Annotated in this window: 20 protein-coding genes; 10 read left to right on the top strand and 10 right to left on the bottom strand. The window is 68.5% G+C overall.

Going from position 1 to position 23,917, the window contains the following annotated elements:
- Positions 1–3 precede the first annotated feature (3 nt).
- From ACG04R_RS08775 to ACG04R_RS08760, 4 genes are all read left to right on the top strand, one after another.
- Positions 4–2,673: a serine/threonine-protein kinase gene (locus tag ACG04R_RS08775; protein WP_394408256.1), complete on the top strand. Its 2,670-nt coding sequence runs from the start codon at positions 4–6 to the stop codon at positions 2,671–2,673.
- 109 nt (positions 2,674–2,782) lie between these two features.
- On the top strand, positions 2,783–3,706 hold the full coding sequence (locus ACG04R_RS08770) for a hypothetical protein (RefSeq protein WP_394408253.1): 924 nt from the start codon (positions 2,783–2,785) through the stop codon (positions 3,704–3,706).
- Between the two features lie 13 nt (positions 3,707–3,719).
- Positions 3,720–5,558, top strand: coding sequence for a hypothetical protein (locus tag ACG04R_RS08765; RefSeq protein WP_394408250.1), 1,839 nt, complete (start codon positions 3,720–3,722; stop codon positions 5,556–5,558).
- A gap of 68 nt (positions 5,559–5,626) precedes the next feature.
- A complete protein-coding gene (locus tag ACG04R_RS08760) occupies positions 5,627–6,529 on the top strand; it encodes a hypothetical protein (protein WP_394408247.1) in 903 nt (300 codons plus the stop codon).
- Positions 6,530–6,715: 186 nt separating this feature from the next.
- On the opposite strand, the gene yidC is transcribed toward ACG04R_RS08760, so the two are convergent.
- From yidC to rpmH, 4 genes are read right to left on the bottom strand one after another with little or no spacing between them, the layout of a single operon-like run.
- Positions 6,716–8,410, bottom strand: a complete 1,695-nt coding sequence (yidC, locus tag ACG04R_RS08755; protein ID WP_394408244.1) for a membrane protein insertase YidC — start codon at positions 8,408–8,410, stop codon at positions 6,716–6,718.
- The gene (gene yidD, locus ACG04R_RS08750) at positions 8,403–8,708 is read right to left on the bottom strand and encodes a membrane protein insertion efficiency factor YidD (RefSeq protein WP_394408241.1); all 306 of its coding nucleotides are present in this window, start codon (positions 8,706–8,708) and stop codon (positions 8,403–8,405) included. Before yidD ends, yidC begins: the two co-directional genes overlap by 8 nt.
- On the bottom strand, positions 8,705–9,196 hold the full coding sequence (locus tag ACG04R_RS08745) for a ribonuclease P protein component (RefSeq protein WP_394408238.1): 492 nt from the start codon (positions 9,194–9,196) through the stop codon (positions 8,705–8,707). Before ACG04R_RS08745 ends, yidD begins: the two co-directional genes overlap by 4 nt.
- A 45-nt stretch (positions 9,197–9,241) precedes the next feature.
- On the bottom strand, positions 9,242–9,376 hold the full coding sequence (gene rpmH / locus ACG04R_RS08740) for a 50S ribosomal protein L34 (protein WP_054021782.1): 135 nt from the start codon (positions 9,374–9,376) through the stop codon (positions 9,242–9,244).
- Positions 9,377–9,687: 311 nt separating this feature from the next.
- Between rpmH and dnaA the strand changes: the two genes are divergently transcribed.
- From dnaA to ACG04R_RS08715, 5 genes are all read left to right on the top strand, one after another.
- On the top strand, positions 9,688–11,154 hold the full coding sequence (gene dnaA / locus ACG04R_RS08735) for a chromosomal replication initiator protein DnaA (protein ID WP_394408235.1): 1,467 nt from the start codon (positions 9,688–9,690) through the stop codon (positions 11,152–11,154).
- Between the two features lie 227 nt (positions 11,155–11,381).
- The gene (dnaN, locus tag ACG04R_RS08730; protein ID WP_394408232.1) at positions 11,382–12,494 is read left to right on the top strand and encodes a DNA polymerase III subunit beta; all 1,113 of its coding nucleotides are present in this window, start codon (positions 11,382–11,384) and stop codon (positions 12,492–12,494) included.
- An 81-nt stretch (positions 12,495–12,575) separates the two neighbouring features.
- The gene (gyrB, locus tag ACG04R_RS08725; RefSeq protein ID WP_394408229.1) at positions 12,576–15,089 is read left to right on the top strand and encodes a DNA topoisomerase (ATP-hydrolyzing) subunit B; all 2,514 of its coding nucleotides are present in this window, start codon (positions 12,576–12,578) and stop codon (positions 15,087–15,089) included.
- A gap of 133 nt (positions 15,090–15,222) precedes the next feature.
- A complete protein-coding gene (locus ACG04R_RS08720; RefSeq protein ID WP_394408226.1) occupies positions 15,223–16,632 on the top strand; it encodes an AAA family ATPase in 1,410 nt (469 codons plus the stop codon).
- Between the two features lie 135 nt (positions 16,633–16,767).
- Positions 16,768–16,977, top strand: a complete 210-nt coding sequence (locus ACG04R_RS08715; RefSeq protein WP_394408223.1) for a hypothetical protein — start codon at positions 16,768–16,770, stop codon at positions 16,975–16,977.
- 461 nt (positions 16,978–17,438) lie between these two features.
- On the opposite strand, the gene ACG04R_RS08710 is transcribed toward ACG04R_RS08715, so the two are convergent.
- The 5 genes from ACG04R_RS08710 to ACG04R_RS08690 form a co-directional block, all read right to left on the bottom strand.
- A complete protein-coding gene (locus tag ACG04R_RS08710) occupies positions 17,439–18,467 on the bottom strand; it encodes a glycoside hydrolase family 43 protein (protein WP_394408220.1) in 1,029 nt (342 codons plus the stop codon).
- Positions 18,464–19,423: an alpha/beta hydrolase gene (locus ACG04R_RS08705; RefSeq protein ID WP_394408217.1), complete on the bottom strand. Its 960-nt coding sequence runs from the start codon at positions 19,421–19,423 to the stop codon at positions 18,464–18,466. Before ACG04R_RS08705 ends, ACG04R_RS08710 begins: the two co-directional genes overlap by 4 nt.
- Before the next feature lie 86 nt (positions 19,424–19,509).
- Positions 19,510–20,286 carry a ThuA domain-containing protein gene (locus tag ACG04R_RS08700; protein WP_394408214.1) on the bottom strand — a complete coding sequence of 259 codons (777 nt, stop codon included), beginning with the start codon at positions 20,284–20,286 and terminating at the stop codon, positions 19,510–19,512.
- Positions 20,283–21,146, bottom strand: a complete 864-nt coding sequence (locus tag ACG04R_RS08695) for an alpha/beta hydrolase family protein (RefSeq protein ID WP_394408211.1) — start codon at positions 21,144–21,146, stop codon at positions 20,283–20,285. The genes ACG04R_RS08700 and ACG04R_RS08695 overlap by 4 nt, the downstream gene beginning before the upstream one ends.
- A gap of 46 nt (positions 21,147–21,192) precedes the next feature.
- Positions 21,193–22,158 (bottom strand): DMT family transporter, encoded by a 966-nt coding sequence (locus tag ACG04R_RS08690; RefSeq protein ID WP_394408208.1) that lies wholly within the window; start codon positions 22,156–22,158, stop codon positions 21,193–21,195.
- A gap of 131 nt (positions 22,159–22,289) precedes the next feature.
- Between ACG04R_RS08690 and ACG04R_RS08685 the strand changes: the two genes are divergently transcribed.
- On the top strand, positions 22,290–23,171 hold the full coding sequence (locus ACG04R_RS08685; RefSeq protein ID WP_394408205.1) for a LysR family transcriptional regulator: 882 nt from the start codon (positions 22,290–22,292) through the stop codon (positions 23,169–23,171).
- 20 nt (positions 23,172–23,191) lie between these two features.
- Here the strand turns inward: ACG04R_RS08685 and ACG04R_RS08680 are convergent, their stop codons facing one another.
- Positions 23,192–23,902, bottom strand: a complete 711-nt coding sequence (locus ACG04R_RS08680) for a DUF6683 family protein (protein ID WP_394408201.1) — start codon at positions 23,900–23,902, stop codon at positions 23,192–23,194.
- Between the last annotated feature and the right edge of the window lie 15 nt (positions 23,903–23,917).

The raw sequence follows: 23,917 nt of genomic DNA, 5'->3' as shown, positions 1-23,917 counted from the left end.
CCCATGCCCGCCCTTTCCCACGACGACTGGCAGGCCGTCGAGCCGCTGTTCGACGCCGCGCTGGCGCTGGCGCCGGATCAGCGCCAGCACTTCCTCGACACCTTGCCCCCCGAGCAGCAGCGCTGGCGCGCCACGCTGGACCGGCTGCTGCAGGCCGAGGCGGCGGCGGCCGATGCCGGCTTCCTGAGCCGCGCCGCCAGCCTGGCCGGTGGCACCGAAGGACGCGGTGCCGGCACACCGTCTTGGCGGGCCGGCCAGCATGTCGGTCCCTGGGCGCTGATCGAGGAGCTGGGCCGAGGCGGCATGGCCAGCGTGTGGCGGGCGCGCCCGCACAGCGGCGACTTCCAGCGTGAGGTGGCGCTCAAGCTGCCGCACAGCCCCGCGCCAGGCTGGCTGGAGCGCCTCAAGCGCGAGCGCGACCTGCTGGCCCGGCTGCAGCACGCCGGCATCGCACGGCTGTACGACGCCGGCGTGGACGCCGACGGCCTGCCCTGGCTGGCGATGGAGTGCGTGCAGGGCCGCGACATCCTGGCCTGGTGCGAGGCCCGCCACGCCAGTGTGCGCGAGCGCGTGGCCCTGCTGCTGCAGGTTGCCGATGCGCTGCAGTACGCGCACAGCCGCCTGGTGCTGCACCGGGACATCAAGCCCGCCAACGTCATGGTGCAGGACGATGGCCAGGTGCGGCTGCTGGACTTTGGCATCGCGCGCAGCCTGGTGGCGGCCGAGGGAGATGTCGCGCTGACGCAGCTGGGCCAGCGCCCGATGACGCCCGAGTACGCGTCGCCCGAACAGGTGCGTGGCGAGGAGCCGGGCATCGCCAGCGACGTCTACGCCTTCGGCGTGCTGGCCTACCGGCTGCTCGGCGGTGCGAGCCCCTATGCGGCCGCGGCGCCGGCCTCGCGGCATGCGCTGGAGCGCGCGGTGCTGGAGGCCGAGCCACCGGCGGTCTCCACCGCCGCGCGCGACGCCGCGACGCGCAAGGCCCTGCGTGGCGACCTGGACGCCATCGTGGCCAAGGCGCTGGCCAAGGAGCCGGCACGCCGCTACGCGACGATGGACGCACTCGCCGCCGACCTACGCCGCCACCTGGCTGGCGAGGCCGTGGAGGCCCGGCCGCCATCCTGGCGCTACCGCGCTGGCCGTGTCATTGCGCGGCACCGCTGGGCCGTGGGCGCGTCGACGTTGGCGGTGCTGGCGTTGGTGGGAACGACGGGGTGGGCGTTGCAGGCGGCTCGCGAGGCTCGACAGGAGGCACGACGAGCCGGAGCGATGTATGAGTTCCTGACCGGGCTCTTCAACCCGCTGCGCGAGGCTCAGCCCGACACGCGCAATCGCGATGTACCGGCGCGCCGACTGATTGAGGAAGGCGCGCAGCAGGTGCTGGGGTCGCTTCGGGACGAGCCGCTCGCGCGCGAACAACTGCTGGTCGACCTGGGCACCCTGACTCAGCAGTTGGGCCTGCCCGATTTGTCTCGCCAATTGGCCGAAGAGCGGCTCCACCAGGCCCGGGACCTGCATGGCACGCGCAGCCGCGCCTATGCCGATGCGTTGCTGGGCCAGCGTGACTTGTGGGAAAGCGCCGGCCGCTACCAGGAGGGTTTCCAGGCGGCCACCGAGGCCCTGGCCATCTACCAGGCGCTGGGTGAGCTGGACCCGCAGCGGCTGGCGCTGGCCCATCTCGCCGTTGGCGGTTTCGGCGCCCGGTTGCATGCGCCGGTGTCGGCAGACATCGCCCATCTGCAGGCTGCTTCTGAGCTGCTCGCACCGTTGCCAGGTCCCAACCTTCTGGGTACGGTCTACGAACAGTTGATCGTGGCCTACCTGGGCCAGGGGGACATGGAATCTGCCTACCAGGCAGGCATTCGCGGCGTGAAGGCCAATCGAACGCAGCGCGGCGCCGAAGACTGGAAGACGGCGGCGTCGGAGGATCAGGTGGGCCAGCTGGCGCTGTTGACGCTGCGCCCGGCCGAAGCCGGTTCGCTGATTCGTCACGGGCTGCAGGTGCTGCGCAAGACCATGGGGCCTGATGTGGTGATCCTGGCCCGTGGGGAGGCCAACCTGGCGTTGCTGGAGATGGCGGCTGGCGCGCCCGATCAGGCGCAAGCGCACGTGGCGGAGGCGCGCCGCATTGCGTCGCTGCCGGCAAACCGCGCCATGACCGTTTTCGGGCTGACGGTGGAGGCGACGGCGCTGGATGTGGCGCAGCAGTCCGGCGACTGGGAGGCGCTGCGTGAGGGCTGCCGGCCCTGGGGCCTGGATGTCCAGGCGCCGCAGCCGGCGCTGCGGATTCGCATCCAGCAGGCCTGCGCGGCGCAAGCCGTTCACGCCGGGGACCTGGGCCGCGCGCGCGCGTTGCTGGACCAGGGCCAGGCGGTGGCGGACCAGTTCTTCGCGAAGGTGCCAGCTCGCCGTGCGGTGCTGTGGTTGCGCGAAGGCGAATGGTTGGCCTCACAGGGGCGCGCCGAAGAAGCGGCGGCTCGCTGGAAGCAGGTGCTGGGCCAGGATGACCCAAGCATCGTCATGTTTCGCGCGCAGGCCTTCTCGCATCTGCGCGAGGCGCACGCCCTGGACGAGGCCTGCCAGGCACTCGCGCGGCGATTGATGCAGCAATTGCAGGCTGCCGGCGGCGAGAAGTTGCTGGCGACGCCGATGGCGCTGTTGCGCGGCGGTTGATCCAGGCCGGCGAAGGCCGTGGCGCTTTTCGGCGCCGGTTCTCGTGAATGCAGGAGAAGGCCCTGGCGTGACTGTCGGGGCTATCTCTTGCAATCAAGGAGAACCGGCAATGAAGAAGTTTTCGACCCTGGGCCTGAGCCTGCTGATGGCCGTCGTGCTGACCGCCTGCGGTGGCGGCGGCAGTGATGCTGGCAGCGGCACATCCACGGGCAGCAGCGGCAGCTCTTCCGGGTCCTCGGGCTCGTCCGGCAGCTCGGGCAGCACCACCAGCTTCCCCTACACCCGCTACGACGTCTACGCGCTCTACGCCACCGGCCTGAACATCGGTGGTAACACGGTGACCTCGGTGTCGGCCACACAGGGCGTGCTGGCTACGGGGTCGACGAGCTTTCGCGGCGCTTTAGGCGGCGGCGAGACGACGATCACGCTGGGCACCGACAGCGTCAGCCTGAAGAGCGCCATCGTGCTGGCGGCTGACCTGAGCTGGCTCGCGCCCGGCGCCGACGGCCGGCTGATCCAGCAATGCTCGGTGGTGCGTCAGGACGTGACCGGCGCCTCCATCGGCGGCTATGCCAAGAGCATGATGGTCATGGTGGCGCCTACGGCAACCGCGCTGGCCAAGGCCACGGACATTCCCGCCGGCACGCGGCTGTACGCCGCCGAGGACTGCCAGTTCACCGGCAGCAGCCCCACGGGCGACATCGCCAAGGTCACGCCGCAGGCCAACGACAGCGCGGTTGTGAACGCCGACGGCTCGGTGACCGTGTCGCCGATCGGCGCCACGGCCTTCACAATCTCGGCCGCCAACATCAGCGCGGCGCTGTCCAGCGGCGGCACGGGCCTGGGCACGGTGGGCGACGTGGCGGTGCCCAGCACGGCGGGCCTGGCAGCTGGCACTTACGCCATGCACGCCTACAGCCTGGCCCGCACCGGCGGTACGCCGCGCTATGTGATCGTCATCCAGGGCACGCCCACCGGCGGCAACGCGTCGCTCGGCAGCAAGGGCTTCGTGTCCATGCTGGTGAGCTCCTGATCCCGCGCTCGCCATGACGCGCACCCGCCTCGCCCAAGCCCGTCGCGCCGCGGCGGCCGGTCTGCTGGCCCTGCTCACCGCCTGCGGCGGCGGCGGCAACGGCAGCACCGCGCCCGCCACGCCCGAACCCGTGCCGCCCGGCCCGCTGACCGTGCCGACGCCGCCATCGGCCAGCGGCGACACCACCGTGCAGGCGGCCTACCAGCCCGGCGTGCGCGAGCTCAGCACGGCCAGCGGCAGCCCGCAGCTGTTGCAGACCGATGCGGCCGGCACGCTGCAGTTCAGCGCGGCGCCGGGCGCCCAGGTGGGGCAGGTGCTGATCGTGGCCGGGCGCGCCTACATGGTCATCACCGTGGACGCCACCGGTACCCGGCTGGGCACACGCGCGCCGGAGCTGGGCGAGGTGTTCGCCAGCTTGCGCATCAAGGCCAGCGTGCAGGACGTCAGCGCCACGCCGGCAGCGGCCGGCCGGGTACGGCCGCTGGCGAGTCCGGCGGCCAGCGGCATGGCCAGCACCAGCTTCTCGGCGGAACTGGGGTCGCTGGGGCCGGTGGGTGTCAGCTACAAGGGCCAGCTGGCGATGAAGCTGAACCTGGACCTGGACTTCTCGGCCGCCAGCGGGTTCAAGACCTTCGACCTGACGGGCGACCTCACCTTCACGCAGACGCTGTTGCTGCAGCTGTTGACCACGGCCGCCGACGGCAGCACCAGCAAGGGCCTGGAGCTGACCCGCTTCCGCTACGTGATCCCGCAGACGCTGGGCCTGGCCCAGGTGGAGGTGCCCGTGATGCTGCAGACCCAGGCCAGCGGCGACGCCAAGCTGGAAATGCGGGTCATCGACGGCGACACGCGCGCCCACGTGGCGCTGCACTACGACCCGGCGACCGGCCAGCTGCAGTCCAGCAATGGCATCGACAGCAGCGCGGCCAGCCAGGCGCCCACCGGCACGCCGGCGGCCGCCAAGGCCACCACCAGCCTGAGCCTGCAGCTCAAGGTCGGGCCGGACCTGCAGCTCAAAGTTCTGGAGACCGTCGCACCGCTGAGCGCCAGCCTGCGCGCCACCCTGGGCGTGAGCGGCCAGATGGTCAGCGACGGTGTGAGCAACTGCGTGAGCTGGAAATCCGAGCTGGGCCTGGAGGCCACGGCCAAGCTCAAGCTTGGCACCAGCGGCGACGCGCAGGCCACCGCGGCCACCTCGCCCTGGCCGCTGGGCAGCGGCGGTGACCTGTCCGCCTGCCAGACGCCGACGCCCACGGACCCCGCACCCACGCCGACCCCAACCCCCACGCCGGTGGACGGCCTCGAGTTGCTGCCGCTTCCCACCGGCGCGGAGCTGCTGAGCGGCTACCAGCTGGTGCTGGCGGTCGATGCGGTGGCGCCGGACGTGAAGAGCGTCTTCAACGTCAGCACGCCGTGCTGGATGCAGCCCTTCTACGACCCGCAGGCCCAGCTGCTGGAGACCGTGCAGGCCTGCGTGCACACGCTGCAGCCTCAGGTGCGCCGCGCCGACGGCAGCCTTGTGGACGTGTGGTCCAGCGACGACTGGCTCATCCGCTTCGAGGGCCCGAGCACGCTGACCTGCGCGGCCGACCTGCAGGACCCGCTGATCGGCGGGGTCCGCGATGGCGTGCTGCTCACGCACGCCCAGGGCTACTTCTCCAGCACGGTCACGTACGCCATCGCACCCGGTGCTGTCCACACCAACCAGTTCAGCGCGGTCTGCCAGATGCAGGTCACCGAGCGCCTGACCGGCAAGCGTTACCTGCTGCGCAGCCCGTTGTGGGGGGCGCCGGCCGGCCGGGCGATGGTATCGACCACCTACGGCGTGATCTGGACCTGGTGGGGGAACTGACGGCCTGGCGCCTGGGCGCGCGAAATCTCGTGAAGCAGGGCATCCCCCACTGCATCGGAGATGCCCGCATGTCGATCCGTCCCGCTCCCCTGACCCTGGCGCTGATGGCCGCGCTGTCCCTCGCCGGCCTGGCCGCCTGCGGCAAGAAGGCCGAGCTGCCCGCTGCGGCGCCGGCCGCCGCTCAGCCGCAGCAGCCCCGCTACAAGGACGCCGGCAAGTTCGGCTCCGTCAGCGCCCTCGTGCTGGATGGCACCGCAGCCCTGCCGGCGCGCTTCGCCAACTACCAGCGCCAGGAGGCGACCGAGTGGGTCAAGGGCGAGTACGAGAAGCAGCCCGACAGCGCCTTCCTCGCCTACCTGGCGCGCTGGAAGACACAGGCCGCCTCCGTGCCCAAGCCGGACTGGGCCTTGATCGCCAGAATCGCCCACCCCGAGAGCGCCGACGAGACCAACGAGTTCAAGAAGCAGGACCTCGCGGACAAGACCCGCCAGGAACTGCCCGCCGACCCGGCCTCGCTGCGGATGGTGATGGCCTACCAGGCTGAGTACGTCTCGCTGAGCGGCCCGGACATCGCGACGGGCGAGTACTACGTCTTCGTGCGGCCCGGCGCGCGCCGCCTGGGCGTGGGCTACAGCGACGGCAAGCACCGCAGTGACCTGAACTACCTACCCGACTTCGAGGCGCTGTGCCCCGGCTGCCGCGACCTGCAGTTCACCGTCAAGCTGCCTCTGGAGCGCGCCCGCGAGATCGAGGCGCTGCGCGAGAAGGGCAAGGACATGATGCGCGTCTGGGGCCGCGTGACCGGCTTCCATCAACCCGAGACCGCCATCATCCGCCGCGACGGCGCCACGGCCGATCTGGCCGTGGAGATCGAGGCCATCGAGATGGGCTCGCGCCAGGGCGGCGAGTACAAGTCCTACTTCGTCATCGGCCCTGACCAGCTGGCGGCATGGAAGGCCACGGGCCATTGACGGCATGAAAAAAGCCGCAGCACCCGGGAGGCGCTGCGGCTGATGTTCTGGCGCGGGGGAGGCCGGGTTCGGGCGCTCTCGTGAGGCCCGTCCGGGCCGGTGTTCTCTGCCCCGCGATGCGATTGAACTGCTTTCGACGGGCGTAAAAAAGCCCCCGCGCGCGGGGGCTCATCCAGGGGGTGTGAATCAGTTCACGCCCAGTCGCTTGTTGATGACCCACTGCTGGGCGATCGACAGGATGTTGTTCGTCAGCCAGTACAGCACCAGGCCGGACGGGAACACGAAGAACATGATGCCGAAGGCTACCGGCATGATCCACATCATCTTCTGCTGCATCGGGTCCTGCGCCGGCGGGTTCAGCCAGACCTGGAACAGGCTGGACGCCATCATCAGCAGCGGCAGGATGAAGTAGGGGTCGCGCACCGACAGGTCGGTGATCCAGAAGATCCACGGCGCCTGGCGCATCTCGACGGTGGACAGCAGCACCCAGTAGAGCGCCATGAAGATGGGCATCTGGGCAAAGATGGGCAGGCAGCCGCCGATGGGGTTGATCTTCTCCTCGCGGTAGATCTTCATCATCTCCTGCTGCATCTCCTGCGGCTTGTCCTTGTAGCGCTCCTTCAGCGCGTTGACACGCGGCGCGACGGCCTTCATGCGGGCCATGGACTTGTAGGCGCTGGCGTTCAGCCAGTACAGCGCGACCTTCAGCAGCAGCACCAGGCAGACGATGGTCCAGCCCCAGTTGCCGATGAAGCCGTGCAGCTTGTCCAGCAGCCAGAACATCGGTTCGGCGAGGATGGTCAGCTTGCCGTAGTCCTTCACGCGTTCCAGGCCCGGGGCCAGGGCGGCGAGCTTTTTTTCCTCCTGCGGGCCGGCGAACAGCGTTGCGCTCTGCGTCGTGCTGGCGCCGGGCGCCAGCGTCGGCAGTGTGAAGACCATGCCGGTGGCGTAGGTCTGGTCAGGCTGCTTGCGCACGAAGAACTCGCGGTTGCCAGCTTCGGTGACCAGCCAGGCGCTGGCGAAGTAGTGCTGGACCATCGAGACCCAGCCGTCGGCGGCTTGCTTCTCGATGTCGACCTTGCCCTTGTCGATGTCGTCGAACTTGATCGTCTGGAACTTGGCCTTGTCGTTGTAGACGGCCGGGCCCGTGAAGCTGGGCGTGAAGCCCGCGCCGCCGTGGACGATGCTGCCGTCACGCACCAGTTGCAGGTAGACCTGCGGCGTGACCGGCGTGCCGCCGGCGTTGACGACCTCGTGCGTGACGCCCACCGTGTAGACGCCGCGCTTGAACGTGTAGGTCTTGACCAGCTTGACGCCGCCGACCTCGGCCGACTCCAGGCGCAGCTTGACCTCGTCCTGGCCGGCCTTGAGCTCGCGATCACCGGCCACGGCCGTCATCGGCGTGGTGTGGGCGGGCAGCGGACCCTGGGCGCTGACCAGGCCGGTCTGGGCGCGGTAGTGCTGGCCTTCGTTGAACAGCACCACCGGTTCCGGCGTGAACTCGGGCTTCTTCTGCAGATGCACCATCTGCAGCAGCTGGTCCGTGACCGTCGGGTCGTACGACGTGAGGTACTTGGGCAGCTCGGCGCGGACGATGTCGCCGCCCAGCGTGTCCACGGTGACGGTCAGCACGTCGGTGCGGATCGTGATCTTCTCGGACGGTGCTGCCGCCGGCGCTCCAGCCGTGGCCGGCGCCTGGGCACCGGTGGCCGTGGCGGCCGGCACGCCGGCGGGCGTGGTGCCGCCCGGGGCCGTGGCGACGGCCCTGGGCTGGGGGGCGAACATCGACGGATGCCCGTTGTACTTCTGCCAGCCGTCCCAGAGCAGGACGAGGGACATCGTGAACACCACCCACAGCACGGTGCGGCGAATATCAGTCATGAAGGGACTCGACAGGAGAGGACGGCGCGCGGGGCGCCGGGGAGATCAGACGGGAAAACAGGCGCGGCGCATTGTCAGGCACGGGGTCGTGCCCGCCGTCGCACCACGGCGCGCAGCGCAGGATGCGGTGCACGGTCAGGTAGCTGCCAGCGAGGGCGCCGTGCTTCTCGAGCGCGCCCAGCGAGTAGCGTGAGCAGGTCGGCTCGAACCGGCAGGCGTTGCCCAGCCAGGGGCTGAGCAGCAGGCGATAGCCGCGCACGGCGGCCATCAGCACGCGGGCAGGCCAGCTGGGCTTCATCCGGCGGCTTCCGGCTTCGGCTTCATCGCCTTGTCCAGCAGCTTAGCCAGCTCGGCACGCGCGGCGGCGCGCAAGGCGTCGGACGCGGCGCTGGGGAACTTCTGGCGGTCGAAGGGAGAACGCAAGCGGACGACCCACAAACCCGGCGGCATGCCGGGGCGCTCGGCAAATGCGGCGCGAATCTGGCGCTTCAAGAGCTGGCGCGTCACCGAGCGCTTCGCATGCCGTTTGGGCACGACGATGCCCACCCAGCAGCCTTCAACCGGAGCTGAAGGCGCGCGAGGCGGGGCATGTTCCACAGTGCTGTGGGCAGGCTGTGGGTCGCCTGTTGATAACTCGGCTTGGGCTGTGTGCAACTTCGCGGCATGCCAGGCGCTGGGCGCCGGTTCAGCCGCGAGGTGATGCAGCGCGAAATGCGCGCTGCGTGCCCGGCTCTGACGGCCGAGCACACGCTCAAAGTCCACCGGGCGTTGCAGCTTGCCGATCATCGGGTGCCCGGGGGCTGACGACGCACTCCGGCGCCGTCGCGCGGCTTAGACGGCCAGGCGCTTGCGGCCCTTGGCGCGGCGAGCGGCGATGACGGCACGGCCGCCACGCGTCTTCATGCGCACAAGGAAGCCGTGGGTACGGGCGCGGCGGGTCTTGGAGGCTTGGTAAGTACGCTTCATGAGATACCTCTCTTGAGGGTTTGTTCAGGCTGGGCACAGCGGTTGGCGCCCGGCGGGAAGATGCGCACGACGAAGACTCGCCAGTACGCGAAAACCCGCGATTACAGCAGAAGCCGCGGTGCCGGTCAATAAGTCGCCACTCTCAAGCCGGGTTTGCCAGGGATTGACCCCCTTCGAAATTCTGTGGATAACCCGCCCTCCGGTGGTCTTGGGTCCGTACAATCCAGCCGCTCGAAAAGAAGTTTTCCACAATGAGCCAAGAAGAACATAGGGTGGACGGGGTGCAAGCTTTGGCAACGAGCGCGGTGGGTATGGAATCGGCGGATTGGGCGGCGGAGCTGTGGCGACGTGGCTGTGAGCGCCTGGCCGCCGAGCTGCCCGAGCAGCAGTTCAACACCTGGATACGCCCGCTGCCGCCCGCCACGGTGGCCGGCGAAGGCGGCGACGCCGCGAGCGCGCTGGTCGCCACGCTGAAGGTCCCCAACCATTTCAAGCGCGACTGGATTCGTCGCCAGTACGCCGCCCGCATCGAAGCCATCCTGACCGAGCTGGCCGGCCGCCCGACGCGGCTGGAGCTGGCCCTGGCCGTGCGCGACCCCGCCAGCGCGCCCATCGCCGTGCCGCCGTCCACGCTCGCGAGCGCCGCGCCGGCGCCGCAGCCGCTCTCGTCGGCCCTGCCTGCCGAGCCCGGCGCGGCGCTGCGGCCGGTCGTCAACGCGTCGACCATCGTGCTGCCTTCGCAGGCGCCTGCGTCAGCCAAGCACCGCATCAATCCGCAGTTGACGTTCGACACGCTGGTGCCCGGCCGCGCCAACCAGATGGCCCGCACGGCGGCGCTGCACGTCGCCGGCGCGCCCGGCATCACCTACAACCCGCTGTTCATCTACGGCGGCGTGGGCCTGGGCAAGACCCACCTGATCCACGCCGTCGGCAACGCGCTGCTGAAGGACCGTCCCGACGCCCGCGTGCTGTACCTGCACGCCGAGCAGTTCATCTCCGACGTGGTCAAGAACTACCAGCGCAAGACCTTCGACGAGCTCAAGGCCAAGTACCACTCGCTGGACCTGCTGCTCATCGACGACGTGCAGTTCTTCGCCGGCAAGGACCGCACGCAGGAAGAGTTCTTCAACGCCTTCGAGGCGCTGCTGGCCAAGAAGGCGCACATCATCATGACCTCGGACACGTATCCGAAGGGCCTGGTGGACATCGACGAGCGCCTGACCAGCCGCTTCGATGCCGGCCTGACGGTGGCCATCGAGCCGCCCGAGCTGGAGATGCGCGTCGCCATCCTGATCAAGAAGGCCGACGCCGAAGGCACGCCGATGCCCGAGGACGTGGCCTTCTTCATCGCCAAGAACGTGCGCGCCAACGTGCGCGAGCTGGAAGGCGCGCTGCGCAAGGTGCTGGCCTACGCCAAGTTCTCGCACAAGGAAATCAGCATCACGCTGGCCCGCGAGGCGCTGAAGGACCTGCTGTCCATCCAGAACCGCCAGATCGGTGTGGAGAACATCCAGAAGACGGTGGCCGACTTCTACAAGATCAAGGTCGCCGACATGTACTCCAAGAAGCGCCCGGCCAGCATCGCCCGGCCGCGCCAGATCGCGATGTACCTGGCCAAGGAGCTGACGCAGAAGAGCCTGCCCGAGATCGGCGAACTCTTCGGCGGCCGCGACCACACGACCGTGCTGCACGCGGTGCGCAAGATCGGCGGCGAGCGCCAGAAGAACACCGAGCTGAACCAGCAGCTGCACGTCCTCGAACAGACGCTGAAGGGATGACTCGGAGTTTGGGCCGAGCGCTGTGCCTGCCGAAGCGCTGTGGCCACTGGCCACTGCGCGGTCCCGGCCAAGGTACTCACTGGACGAGGGGCTTCAGGGTTGTCCCGTAGCTTCAACCCCGCCCCCGTGGATCGGGGTTGCACCCTTTCCGGGCGACAATCGCAGCTTCACGCGCGCGCGCGTTTTTCGGGTGTGATCCCGACTGAAATTCCCCCCAAGAGGCCCTCATGATCGTTTTGAAAGCTCCCCAGGACCAGGTGCTCGGCGCGCTGCAAGCGGTGTCCGGCATCGTCGAGCGGCGCCACACGCTGCCCATCCTGGCCAACGTGCTGATCCGCAAGACCGGCAACCAGGTGGAGCTCACGACCAGCGACCTCGAGATCCAGGTGCGCACCACGGTGCAGTTCGACGGCGACGCCGGCAACCTCAACACCACCGTCGGCGCGCGCAAGCTGATCGACATCCTGCGCGCCCTGCCGGCCGACCAGACCGTCAGCCTGACGAGCAACCAGAACAAGATGACGCTGCAGGGCGGCAAGAGCCGCTTCACGCTGCAGACGCTGCCGGCCGACGACTTCCCGCTCGTGCAGGAAGCTGCCGACTTCGGCCCCGCCTTCAGCGTGCCGCAGAAGGCGCTCAAGGGCCTGATCAACCAGGTGCACTTCGCGATGGCGGTGCACGACATCCGCTACTACCTGAACGGCATCCTGTTTGTCGCCGAAGGCAAGAACCTGACGCTCGTCGCGACGGACGGCCACCGCCTCGCGCTCGCCCAGGCCGAGCTGGAGGTCGACATCCCCAAGCAGGAAGTCATCCTGCCGCGCAAGACCGTGCTGGAACTGCAGCGCCTGCTGAAGGACGGCAAGGATGACGACGCCATCGAGATGCGCTTCGCCGGCAACCAGGCCAAGTTCAGCTTCAGCGGCATGGAGTTCGTGACCAAGCTGGTCGAGGGCAAGTTCCCTGACTACAACCGCGTCATCCCCAAGAACCACAAGTTCCGCCTGACGCTGGGCCGCGCGCCGCTGCTGAGCAGCCTGCAGCGCGCCGCCATCCTGACCAGCGAGAAGTTCAAGGCCGTGCGCCTGACCTTCGAGCCGGGCCTGCTGAGCATCGCGTCCAGCAACGCCGAGCAGGAAGAGGCCAAGGAAGAGATCGAGATCGACTACGGCGGCGACAAGATCGAGACCGGCTTCAACGTGACCTATCTGATGGACGCGCTGTCCAACATGAGCCAGGACATGGTCTGCATCGACCTCAACGACAGCGCGTCGAGCGCGCTGCTGACCATCCCCGACACCACCGGCTTCAAGTACGTCGTCATGCCGATGCGGATCTGACGCCACCCAGACTACCGCATGCCTAGCAGGCGGGCCCACGCGGCCCGCCTTGCCGTTTCAAGAAGTTCCTGAAAGTCCCCGATGAGCGACAACGCCACCCCCGAAAACACCCCGGCACCGGCTCCCGCGCCGGCCGCCTACGACGCCAGCTCCATCCAGATCCTGGAAGGCCTGGAGGCGGTGCGCAAGCGCCCGGGCATGTACATCGGTGACACCTCGGACGGCACCGGCCTGCACCACCTCGTCTTCGAAGTCGTCGACAACTCCATCGACGAGGCCCTCGCCGGCCACTGCGACGACATCGTCGTCACCATCCACACCGACAACTCCATCTCCGTCATCGACAACGGCCGCGGCATCCCCACCGGCGTCAAGATGGACGACAAGCACGAGCCCAAGCGCTCCGCCGCCGAGATCGCGCTGACCGAGCTGCACGCCGGCGGCAAGTTCAACCAGAACTCGTACAAGGTGTCGGGCGGCCTGCACGGCGTGGGCGTGTCCTGCGTGAACGGCCTGTCCAAGTTCCTGCGCCTGACGGTGCGCCAGAACGGCAAGGTGCACTTGCTGGAGTTCGCCAAGGGCATCCCGCAGAACGGCGAAAGCGTCATGGTCGACGGCGTCGAGACCCGCCCGATGAAGGTCATCGGCGAGACCGACAAGCGTGGCACCGAAGTCCACTTCCTGCCGGACACGGAAATCTTCCAGCAGAACAACGACTACCACTACGACATCCTCGCCAAGCGCCTGCGCGAGCTGTCCTTCCTGAACAACGGCGTCAAGATCCGCCTCGTCGACGAGCGCACCAACAAGGAAGACAACTTCGCCTACGCCGGCGGCGTGAAGGGCTTCGTCGAGTTCATCAACAAGGGCAAGACGACGCTGCACCCCAACATCTTCCACGCAGTGGGCGACAAGCTCAGCGACCAGGGCACCAACGTCGGCGTCGAAGTGGCCATGCAGTGGAACGACGGCTTCAACGAGAACGTCCTCTGCTTCACCAACAACATCCCGCAGCGTGACGGCGGCACCCACCTGACCGGCCTGCGCGCCGCGATGACCCGCGTCATCAACAAGTACATCGACGACAACGAGCTGGCCAAGAAGGCCAAGGTCGAAGTCGCCGGTGACGACATGCGCGAAGGCCTGGCCTGCGTCGTCAGCGTGAAGGTGCCCGAGCCCAAGTTCAGCTCGCAGACCAAGGACAAGCTGGTCAGCTCGGAAGTGCGCGCGCCGGTGGAAGACATCGTCAGCCGCCTGCTGACCGACTACCTGCTCGAGAACCCGCTCGACGCCAAGACCATCTGCGGCAAGATCCTCGACGCCGCCCGCGCCCGCGAAGCCGCCCGCAAGGCCCGCGAAATGACGCGCCGCAAGGGCGTGCTCGACGGCCTGGGCCTGCCCGGCAAGCTGGCCGACTGCCAGGAAAAAGACCCGTCGCTCTGCGAGATCTACATCGTGGAGGGCGACTCCGCCGGCGGCTCCGCCAAGCAGGGCCGCGACCGCAAGTTCCAGGCCATCCTGCCGCTGCGCGGCAAGATCCTGAACGTCGAGAAGGCGCGTTATGAAAAGCTGCTGACCAGCAACGAAATCATCACGCTGATCACCGCCCTGGGCACCGGCATCGGCCGCGGCGCCGGCAGCGACGACTTCAACCCCGACAAGCTCCGCTACCACCGCATCATCATCATGACCGACGCGGACGTGGACGGCGCCCACATCCGCACGCTGCTGCTGACCTTCTTCTACCGCCAGATGCCCGAGCTCGTCGAGCGCGGCCACATCTACATTGCGCAGCCGCCGCTCTACAAGGTCAAGGTCGGCAAGCACGAGCAGTACCTCAAGGACGGCCACGAGTTCGACGCCTTCCTGCTCAAGGTCGCGCTGCAGGATGCGCACCTCGACACCGGCGCCGGCACCACGCTCAGCGGCGACGCGCTCGACGCGCTGGCCCGCAAGTACGTCACCGCGCAGAGCGTCATCGAGCGCCTGTCCAACTGGATGGACGGCGAGGCCCTGCACGTGCTGGCCAATGGCCTGGCGCTGAAGGTCGATGCGCGTGAAGACGCCGAAGCCAGCGCCGCCGCCCTGAAGGCCGCGCTGCACAACGCCGAGGTCACCGTCGAGACCGACCCGCGCACCGACAAGTTCTTCCTGAAGATCGCCCGCACCCACCACGGCAACGTGCGCGCCAGCGTCATCTCCGCCGACTTCGTGCACGGTGCCGACTACGAAGTGCTGGCCGACGCCGGCCTGAGCTTCCAGGGCCTCATCAAGCCGGGCGCCGTCGTGCGCAAGGGCGAAGGCGAGAAGGCCAAGGAAAGCAAGGTCGACGACTTCCGCGCCGCCATGGCCTGGCTGATGACGCAAGCCGAAGGCAGCGTCGGCCGCCAGCGCTACAAGGGCCTGGGCGAGATGAACCCCGAGCAGCTGTGGGAAACGACGATGGACCCCACCGTCCGCCGCCTGCTGCGCGTGCAGATCGACGATGCCATCGAGGCGGACAAGGTCTTCACGATGCTGATGGGGGATGAAGTTGAGCCCCGTCGTGATTTCATCGAAACGAACGCGCTGAGGGCGGGCAACATCGACGTTTGATTTTTTCGTTCGATCTATTGCTGTTCTATTCGAAGCGAGTTGGTCGGCGATCAGCTCGCTTTTTTCATGGTGAGCACACAATGCAGTCTCTAGTGAAGCGGCTGCTCGCTAGCAGAAGGAGCAGGAACAAAACATGCTGACCCGTCTCGAAATTGATGGATTCAAGTCCTTTGAAAACCTGACGATCGACCTCTTACCTTTCACGGTAGTGCTCGGCAATAACGCAGCAGGCAAAAGCAATTTTTTCGACGCTATTCAGCTTCTGTCTCGACTTGCCACGCAGGATGTGGCCGAGGCCTTTAAAGGCATGCGTGGTGAGCCGCTAGAGTTGTTTCGTCAAACTAGTAAAGGAGAGCGCGTAAAGCAAATTCGGCTGGCTGCTGAAGTGCTGGTCGACCCGATGGTTCGAGATCCTTGGGGGAGTGAAGTCACCTTGTCGCATACCCGCATGCGTTACGAGGTGACGTTGGAGCGTCGGGAAGTGCGCGGCATGGAGCGCATCCAAGTGGCTCACGAGGCTGCGACTCCGATCATGAAAAAGGATGATCGATGGGCGGACAGGCTGGAGCCGTCCAAGAGTTTTAAAGGGGTTCATTTGCGGTATGCCCGCAAGAATCCATGGCTCACCACCGAAGACTTGGCTGAGGGACGCTCGTTCAGTATTCATCAAGATGGAAAAGCTGGTCGCGTTCGGCCCGCTAGTGCCGCTGAAGCATCGGTTCTGTACAGCGTGACGAATGCCGAATTTCCTCACTTGTTCGCACTTCGTGAGGAAATGAAGCACTGGCGCTTGCTTCAGCTTGATCCTGCGCTATTGCGTAGACCTGTGCCGGCAACTGCGTCTGACACGCTTGATGCTGACGGAGCTAACCTAGCCGCGGTTCTTGCCCAACTCAAGGCCGAAACGGCCACGCCTCAACGGCCACAAGGTGTGCTTAGCGACATAGCGGCGGAACTGAACGACTTGATCCCAGGCGTGACTCGTCTAGATGCGTCGCTTCATGAGGCGAGCCGGGAGTATCGAATTGAGTTGACGATGCGTGATGGCCTGCCATTCACGTCGCGGGTGATTTCTGACGGTACGCTGCGAGTGCTGGCGCTGTTGACGTTGTTGCACGACCCGCGGCATCGCGGGCTGGTTTGCTTCGAGGAACCAGAGAACGGCGTGCATCCAGGGCGCATTCGTCCTTTAGTTCAACGCCTGAAGGACATGGTCACCACTCCAAAGGAAGACGTGGAATTGGTGGGCCATGAGCAACCAGCAACCGCCCCGCTGTGTCAACTGCTATTGAATAGCCATTCGCCCGTGGTCTTATCTGCACTGGTTGATAAGAGCCATCAGGTGATAGACGGCTTGGTCCTGTTTGCAGATACATCGTCTATTGTCGAAAAGGGGGCTACCCATTCCCGCCGGCGTACTCGACTGCGGCCGGTCAAGGCCCAGTTTCAGGGCAAGCTATTTGCTGAAGAGTTTCCGCCGCAGGGACACGTTTCGGACCTTGAAGTGGTCAGGGTTCTCGAAACCGTCACCGAGGAGGGTTGAACTTGTTTTATCTCGGCTTGGCCCTCTATGCAGAAGGGCCGACGGACTATCACTTTCTAAGGCCTCTTCTACTTCGTCTGTGTGACGACCTCTGTTTGGCCAGCGCTACCCAGCCAGTGGATATTGGCGAAGTTGTTGCACTGGATCATCCAGAAGATGCTCATGGTCAATCGCGAGAAGCTCGCATTATTGGCGCGGCGCGTCGGCATCATGGTGCATGGCAAGTGCTGTTTGTTCACACCGATGGTGCGGGGGACGCGGATGCGGCGCGAGAGCGTCTTGCGCGGCCCGCGTTGGATGCTTTGTCACGAGAATTTGGTGCAGATGGTTGTGGAGTGGGAGTGATACCCGTTCGGGAGACAGAAGCGTGGGCGATCTGTGACGGAGAGGCCTTACGCAAGGTCTTCGGAACTACGTTGAACGACCGAGACCTCAGGCTTCCTCTGAGTCCGCGAGCTGTTGAGGGGGTGGCAGATCCGAAGGCCGTGCTTCTCGAATCATTTCGCCTGACAGGCCCATCGGCCAAACGCTTGCGACGCGGGGTATCTCCGATGCTGAGCGCCCTCGGTGAATCAGTCTCGTTAGAAAAACTTCGTCGAATGCCTAGCTTTCAGACACTTGAAGAAGAGTTGCGCCTGGCGCTACGGGGGCTTCGAGTGCTGAGTTGAATGATTGCCGACGTTGCTAGTGGGCAGCCAGCCCTTCTCATATGAATGCCACCAGATTACCGGGTGGTCAGCGTCGGCCCCTGACGACTTGGCGCGCTGGGCCTCGTTGAACTCCTCTGCCCGAGCTGTTTATCTTGCTCAGCTCGTCCCTCGGAGGAGGGGCGCTGCATCCAGATCGAGATCGACTCGCTGGCGTACCAGCTCAAACCCGTCGGCCTGCTCCCTCACCTCATACAACTTCCCCCGCGCATTCTTGAACGGCCGATGTACCACCAGCATCCAGCGGGCGTCCAGCGTGCGGAACAGCATGCCGTGGCCTGAACCCTTGGCGAGCCACACGGGGCCGTGCTCCCACGGGCCGAACAGGTTGCCGGAGGGCGAGTGCGAGATGGTCTGGAAGTAGCCGTCGTCGCCCCAGCTGGACCACAGCATGTGCAGGCTGCCGTCGGCCGTGCGGTAGAGCTGCGGGCCGTCGGTGACGATGACGCCCTGGCCTTGCTGCGGCTTGGCGGCGGGTGAGGCGTCGCCGCGGAACAGCAGGCGGGGCGGGCCGACGGCGCGCAGCTCGTCGTCCAGCTGCACGGCGGCGAAGGCGCCGACGCGGAGTTGCAGCCATTCCTGCGAATAGACCATCCATGGCTTGCCGGCCGGGTCGACGTAGAGCGTGCCGTCCAGCGTCATCAGCGCCTTGTCCACGACCGGTTCGCCGTGGCGGACCAGCTTGAACGGGCCGTCCAGCTGGTCGGCCACGGCCAGCACGGTGCTGCGGCGGTAGGTGCGCTGGCCGGGCACCGGGCTGGGCTCGGCCAGCGGCAGGCTCTCGTTGTGCACGGTGACGAACAGGTACCACCGGCCGCGCCAGCGGTGCATCTCGGGCGCCCAGCAGCCGTCATTGGCCCAGAAGCCGGCGGGCAGCTGGAACACCAGCTCGGGCTTGCTCCAGTGCTTCAGGTCACCGCTGCGGTAGGCCATCACGCCGATGGCCTTCTCTCCGCTGAACGACGGGTGGTTCTTCGTGAACAGCCAGTAGGTCTTGCTGGCCGTGTCGGTCACGATGAACGGGTCGTGCAGGTCCATCTCGGGCAGCGTCATCGTGCCCGCGGGCTGTGCCCAGGCGGGCAGCGCACCGGCGAGGGTGGCGCTGGCGAGCAGCTCGCGGCGCTTCATCGCGCGGCGGCCGGGGTCAGCAGGCCGCGCTGGCGCAGCCAGTCTTCGGCACGGTGCGGCCAGGCGGAGGCGTTGCCCAGGCCGTCGCGCATGCCGATGCCGTGGCCGCCCTGCTCGAACACGTAGAGCTCGGCCGGCACGCCGGCGCGCGTGAGGGCGTCGAAGTACATCAGGCTGTTCTGCACCGGCACCGTCTTGTCGCCCTGGGTGTGCAGCAGCAGCGTGGGCGGCGTGGCGGCGGTGACCTGCTGCTCCACGGACATCTGCGCCAGCAGCGCCGGGCCGGGCGAGGTGCCCAGCAGTGCCTTGCGCGAGCCGGCGTGGGCGGCGGGGTCGGTCATCGTGATGACGGGGTAGACGAGGACGGCGAAGTCGGGCCGCGCGCTCACCGCGTCCAGCGCGGCGCCGGTGCGGCCGTCGGGGTGGTCCCACAGCGTGCTGGCACTGGCCGCGAGGTGGCCGCCGGCGGAGCTGCCGAGGACGCCGATGCGGTCAGGCTTCACGCCGAACTCGGCGGCGCGCGAGCGCACGAGGCGGATGGCGCGCAGCACGTCCTGCAGCGGCGCGGGGTGGCCCCATTCCTGCAGCCGGCTCTTCAGGATGAAGGTGGTGATGCCCAGCGTGCTCAGCCAGGCGGCGTACTGCTGGCCTTCCCGCGCGTTGGACAGGTAGCTGTAGCCGCCACCCGGGCAGACGATGACGGCCGTGCCGTTGGGGCGGTCGACGGCGGGCGGCACGACGGTCAGCGTCGGCTGCGACACGTTGGCAATGCGGCCATCGGGCTCCACCCGCTCGGGGCCGAGGTCGCCGCGTGCGGCCGGTGCGTCGGGGCGCCGGGCGGCGGGCACGCCCTCGGGCCAGAGCGGCAGCACGGCGGGTGCGAGGGCGGCGGAGGCGAGGGCCGGCAGCAGGCCGGCGAGGGGCAGCAGGGTCATCAGGCGGCGCGTGCGGTTCATGGCGGCACAGTGTGCCGGTGCGGCGTCGTCATGGCGCTTCGCGGTTGCAACCGCTCAGCAGGTTGACGGGCCGTGTCGCCCGCCGATCACCTGGGCTGCTGGCCGCGCCCCGTTGCCGCCCACCAGATGCCGCCCCACAGGTGGTCGAGGTACTGCCGGTCGCGGTACATCTCGACGTTGTGCCCCAGTGCGGTGACGAACACGCGGCCCTTCTCGTAGGCGTGCCACCAGCTCACCGGGTGGTCGGCGCCCATGCCGGTGGCGACCTGGCCGGGCCAGATCTTCGTGGGGTCATAAGTGCGCTCGTCGACCTTCAGCACCGGGTGGATCTGCACGCCGTGCGGGTTGCTGAACTCGTACCACTCGTCGGACCAGATCCAGCGGTCCGGCAGGCCGAAGGTGGCGGGGTGGCCCGCGTCGGCCTTGGTGACGACGGCCGTCTGCAGCATCGGGTGGATGACGAAGTTGCGGCCGACGAGCTGCTCGTACCAGGGCCATTGGCCGGGCTTGGCCACGATGATGGCGCGGTGCACGACGACGGCGTTGCCGCCGGCCTTCATGTAGCGCTCCAGGCCATTCCGCTGCGCCTCGTTGAACTCCTCGCCCGAGCTGTTCAGCAGGACGACAGCCGCGTACTTGCTGAGGTCGCCCTCGAAGGCACTGGGCTGCGCCGTCCAGGTCAGCTCGAAGGCATGCAGCTTGGCGAGCTTCTCGAAGCTCTCGCGCGCCACCGGGATGTACTCGTAGTGGTACTTGGTGGGCATGGCCAGCACCAGCAGCTGGAACTGGCCGTCGCCGGCGTGGGCGGCGGGCGTGGCCGCGACGGTGGCGGCCACGGCGAGGGTTTGCAGCGTCTTCTTCATCGTGCGGCGGATTCTTCCAGCAACCAGCCGCCCAGCCTCTGCATCGCCGCCGGCGTGCGCGCCAGGCTGCGGTGGTTGGTGCCGGCGAGTCGCTGCACGGTCACGTTGCAGCCGGCCGTCTGCAGGGCCCGGACGAGCGTGTGCGAATGCGCGTGCGGCACCTGGCGGTCGCGTTCGGCCAGCAGCACCAGCACCTCGCAGTTCAGCGCCTGCGCGGTGGCGACGGAGTCCAGCGGCGAGCGCAGCAGCGGCGTCAGCGGCGCGAGCACGGGGCTGCGGGCCAGCACGGCGCGCAGGCTCTTGAACGGCGTGATCAGGGCGACGCCGGCCGGCGCCTGGCCCCTCGCGGCCAGCCGCGCCGCCAGCTGCATGGCCACGCCGGTGCCGAGGCTGCGGCCGGCCAGGTGCAGGGCGCCGGTCGGCAGGCCCAGCCGCGCCAGGCCCCAGGCGGCGCAGGCCTCGGCGTCGGCCACGCAGGCAGCCTCGGACGGCCAGCCGCCGCTGCCGCCGAGGCTGCGGTAGTTGAAGGCCAGCAGCGCGCAGTCGTCGGGCAGCCAGCCGGCAAGGTCCGGCGTCCAGGCGACGTGCTCGTTGCGCCCGCCGAACCACAGCAGCAGCCGGCGCGGCGCCGTGCTCACCGGCACTGTCAACCAGCCCTGCAGCCGCACGCCTCCCGGGCGGGCCAACCAGACGGCCTCGGTGGTCCGCCGTGCGGCGGCGGGGCCGGGGTCGGTGCGGCGGATGCGCCAGGTGCGGCCGAACAGCAGCTTGCCCTGCAAGGCGATGACCGTGGCGAGCAGGGCAAGCCCGGCGAACAGGGCCCAGGCCCAGGGCGGAAGGTCGACGACAGGCAGCGGCATGACAGCCGGCCAGCCTAGCCAGCCGGCGTGACAGGCCGGTGATGGCTCAGCGTGCGCAGGGCGCGGCGCCCAGCGGCGCCGTGCTGGGCTGCACCGCGGCGCGAACCGGCGCGGGCTTCGGCGTCCATACCGTCAACGCGAGGCCCAGGCCGACCAGCGCCGCGCCGGCGATCTCGTTGACCTGCGGCGCGTGGCCCATCAGCGCGTGCACGGCGATGACCGACACCGGCACCATGTTCAGGAACAGCGTGCCCATCGGCGCACCGAGCTTGCGCACGCCGGCGTTGAAGGCCAGTGCCGCGGCGACCGTGGGCACGAGTGCGATGTAGACCAGCTTCGGGCTCAGGCCCGCCAGCAGGTCGGGCGAAGGCGCGTCGATGACGCCGGCCAGCGTCGCCACGACGGTGCCCAGCGCCAGCCATGGCAGCGCGGCGACGGCCGTCAGCGCGGTGTACTCCAGCGGGCTGTGGTCGGGCAGCTTCGCGGCGGCGCGGGTGTAGAGCACCCAGCCCAGCGTGCCGGCCAGCGTGATGGCGTCGCCCAGCAGCATGCGGGCGTTGACCTCGCCGGCCTGGCCGATGAGGTTGGCCACGGTGGCGACACCCGTGAGCGCGAGTGCCGCGCCTGCGACGGCCCGCAGCGGCGGGCGCTGCCCGTCCAGCGCCCAGCGCAGGGCCAGCGTCGTGAAGGGCATGGTGGCCATGATGACGGAGCCGTGCGACGGCTGCGACAGCCTCAGGCCGTGGAAGACGAGGATGCTGAACAGCCCGTAGCCGCCCAGGCCGACGAGGCTGTGGCGCAGCGCGTGGCGGCGCAGCTTGGCCCAGGGTTGGTCGCCCATCAGCTGCACGAGCACGGCCAGCAGGGCCGTGGCGAGCACGTAGCGCAGGAGCGTGAACCAGGCGGGGTCGAGCTGGGCGACGACGGGTTTGCCGATCAGGAACAGGCTGCCCCAGGCGGTGGTGGCGAACAGCAGGGCGGTGATGGCGCCGGTGCGGGTGTTGGCAGTCATGGAGGACTCCAGGCGGAAACGGATGCCATCACTCTCGGCGCTGCGCCCGCAGGGGTCCATTCGTTTCGGCCGACCGCCCCGTTCTGAAAATCCACACCCCCTTGTTCCGGCCCGTGCGCAGAATGCCGGCCATGGAGATCTACCAGCTCAAGACCTTTGTCGCCGTGGCCACCGAGGGCAACCTGACGCGCGCCGCCGAGCGTGTGTTCACGAGCCCGCCCGCGGTCAGCGCCCAGCTCAAGGCGCTGGAGGACGAGTTCGGCGTGAAGCTCTTCGAGCGCAGCGCACGTGGCATGACGCTCACGCCCGCCGGCGAGCGGCTGCTGGCCGAGGCGCGCCGCACGCTGACTGCTGCCGAGGGCATGAAGGCTGCCGCCGCGCAGATCCGCGGCGAGGTGCAGGGCCAGGTGCGCATGGCCACCGTCAGCGATGCGGTGGCACTGCGGCTGGGCGAGGTGTTCGTCCACCTCGCCGAGCACCACCCGGGCGTGCAGTTGCAGCTGCAGCAGCTGGTGTCGCTGCGGGCGATTGCCGCCGTGCGCCGCGGCGAGCTGGACTGCGCCTGCGTGCTGCACGAGCACGAGACCATCGAAGGCCTGGAGCTGAAGCGCCTGCAGGCGGCCGAGATCGTGCCGGTCGTGCCGCAGCGGCTGCTGCTGAACGGCGGCCTGCCCGCCGACCTCGCCAGCCTGGCGGCGCTGCCCTGGGTGACCACGCCGCCGGACTGCGGGCTGCGCGCCCACCAGGAGCGCCTGTTCGCCCAGGCCGGCCAGGTGTTGGCGGTGGGCCTGCAGGCCGACACCGAGGTGGCGGTGCGCAGCATGGTGGCCGCCGGCATGGGCGCCGGCATGATGCGGCGCGACCAGGCCGCGCTGCTGGAGGCCGCCGGTCAGGCGCGCGTGTGGCCGGGCTGGTCGGCGTCGACGTGGTTCTGCTGGATCAGCAGCCCGGCGGCGCTGGCCGCGCCCGCCGTGGCGGCGGTGCGCGATGCCGTGGCGCAGACCTGGGTGTAGGACCGCTGTAGGGCGCCCGCTCAGCGCGCCACCAGCCCCTGCGGCCCGATCTGGATGCGCTCGATGGCCAGGCCCAGGCCGGCTTCCAGGTTGGCCTTGGCGGCGTTGCGGAAGTTCACCTCCTCGCCGGGGCTGGGCTTCTGCTTGAGTTGCTCGCGATAGACGGCCATGAAGGTGCCCACCATCGCCAGCTGCTCGTACATCTGGCGCCTGAGCGCCGGGCTGCCCTGCGCGAACGCGGCGTTGCGGCCCAGCAGGCCCTGCATCTGCGTGACCAGCGCCTTGAAGTCGGCGTCCGGCACCTGCTGCTGCATGAAGGCCGCGTAGTTGCCGGCGATGAAGGCGGCCGTGGCCGCGCCGACGTCGTTGGGCGTGAGGCCCAGCTGCGTCTCCAGCTTCTGCCAGAAGGCGAAGGACTCCTCGAAGGCCTTGGTCATCGCGGTGCGATGGGCGGCCGGAAAGCGCTGCGCGAGTTCAGCGGCGGACTGGTGCACCTGGGCCGGGCCGCTGGCGATGACCGGGGCGCCGCCTGCCGTCAGCGGCGGGGCCGGCGTGGCGCCGAAGGCCGGGATGGGCGCGGGGGCGCCGGCGGTGGCCGCACCGGCAGGCGGCGTGCCGAGCATGCCGCGCATCTGCTCGGCCAGGCTCAGGGACGGCGCGACCTGGGCCGAGGCGGCGCCGGCGGCGAGGACGAGCGCGGCGACGGCGGCGCGCAAGGCGAATCGGGGCATGAACACTCCTGGGAA

This window comes from Pelomonas candidula, assembly GCF_043555985.1.
Taxonomy (GTDB): domain Bacteria; phylum Pseudomonadota; class Gammaproteobacteria; order Burkholderiales; family Burkholderiaceae_C; genus Pelomonas; species Pelomonas candidula.
Note: the sequence above shows the minus strand (reverse complement) of the source record. Positions and strands in the feature narration are given on the sequence as shown.

Coding starts and splice junctions, on each gene's coding strand:
- ACG04R_RS08775 (WP_394408256.1), top strand. CDS start 4: ATGCCCGCCCTTTCCCACGACGACTGGCAGGCCGTCGAGCCGCTGTTC.
- ACG04R_RS08770 (WP_394408253.1), top strand. CDS start 2,783: ATGAAGAAGTTTTCGACCCTGGGCCTGAGCCTGCTGATGGCCGTCGTG.
- ACG04R_RS08765 (WP_394408250.1), top strand. CDS start 3,720: ATGACGCGCACCCGCCTCGCCCAAGCCCGTCGCGCCGCGGCGGCCGGT.
- ACG04R_RS08760 (WP_394408247.1), top strand. CDS start 5,627: ATGTCGATCCGTCCCGCTCCCCTGACCCTGGCGCTGATGGCCGCGCTG.
- yidC (WP_394408244.1), bottom strand. CDS start 8,410: ATGACTGATATTCGCCGCACCGTGCTGTGGGTGGTGTTCACGATGTCC.
- yidD (WP_394408241.1), bottom strand. CDS start 8,708: ATGAAGCCCAGCTGGCCTGCCCGCGTGCTGATGGCCGCCGTGCGCGGC.
- ACG04R_RS08745 (WP_394408238.1), bottom strand. CDS start 9,196: ATGATCGGCAAGCTGCAACGCCCGGTGGACTTTGAGCGTGTGCTCGGC.
- rpmH (WP_054021782.1), bottom strand. CDS start 9,376: ATGAAGCGTACTTACCAAGCCTCCAAGACCCGCCGCGCCCGTACCCAC.
- dnaA (WP_394408235.1), top strand. CDS start 9,688: ATGGAATCGGCGGATTGGGCGGCGGAGCTGTGGCGACGTGGCTGTGAG.
- dnaN (WP_394408232.1), top strand. CDS start 11,382: ATGATCGTTTTGAAAGCTCCCCAGGACCAGGTGCTCGGCGCGCTGCAA.
- gyrB (WP_394408229.1), top strand. CDS start 12,576: ATGAGCGACAACGCCACCCCCGAAAACACCCCGGCACCGGCTCCCGCG.
- ACG04R_RS08720 (WP_394408226.1), top strand. CDS start 15,223: ATGCTGACCCGTCTCGAAATTGATGGATTCAAGTCCTTTGAAAACCTG.
- ACG04R_RS08710 (WP_394408220.1), bottom strand. CDS start 18,467: ATGAAGCGCCGCGAGCTGCTCGCCAGCGCCACCCTCGCCGGTGCGCTG.
- ACG04R_RS08705 (WP_394408217.1), bottom strand. CDS start 19,423: ATGAACCGCACGCGCCGCCTGATGACCCTGCTGCCCCTCGCCGGCCTG.
- ACG04R_RS08700 (WP_394408214.1), bottom strand. CDS start 20,286: ATGAAGAAGACGCTGCAAACCCTCGCCGTGGCCGCCACCGTCGCGGCC.
- ACG04R_RS08695 (WP_394408211.1), bottom strand. CDS start 21,146: ATGCCGCTGCCTGTCGTCGACCTTCCGCCCTGGGCCTGGGCCCTGTTC.
- ACG04R_RS08690 (WP_394408208.1), bottom strand. CDS start 22,158: ATGACTGCCAACACCCGCACCGGCGCCATCACCGCCCTGCTGTTCGCC.
- ACG04R_RS08685 (WP_394408205.1), top strand. CDS start 22,290: ATGGAGATCTACCAGCTCAAGACCTTTGTCGCCGTGGCCACCGAGGGC.
- ACG04R_RS08680 (WP_394408201.1), bottom strand. CDS start 23,902: ATGCCCCGATTCGCCTTGCGCGCCGCCGTCGCCGCGCTCGTCCTCGCC.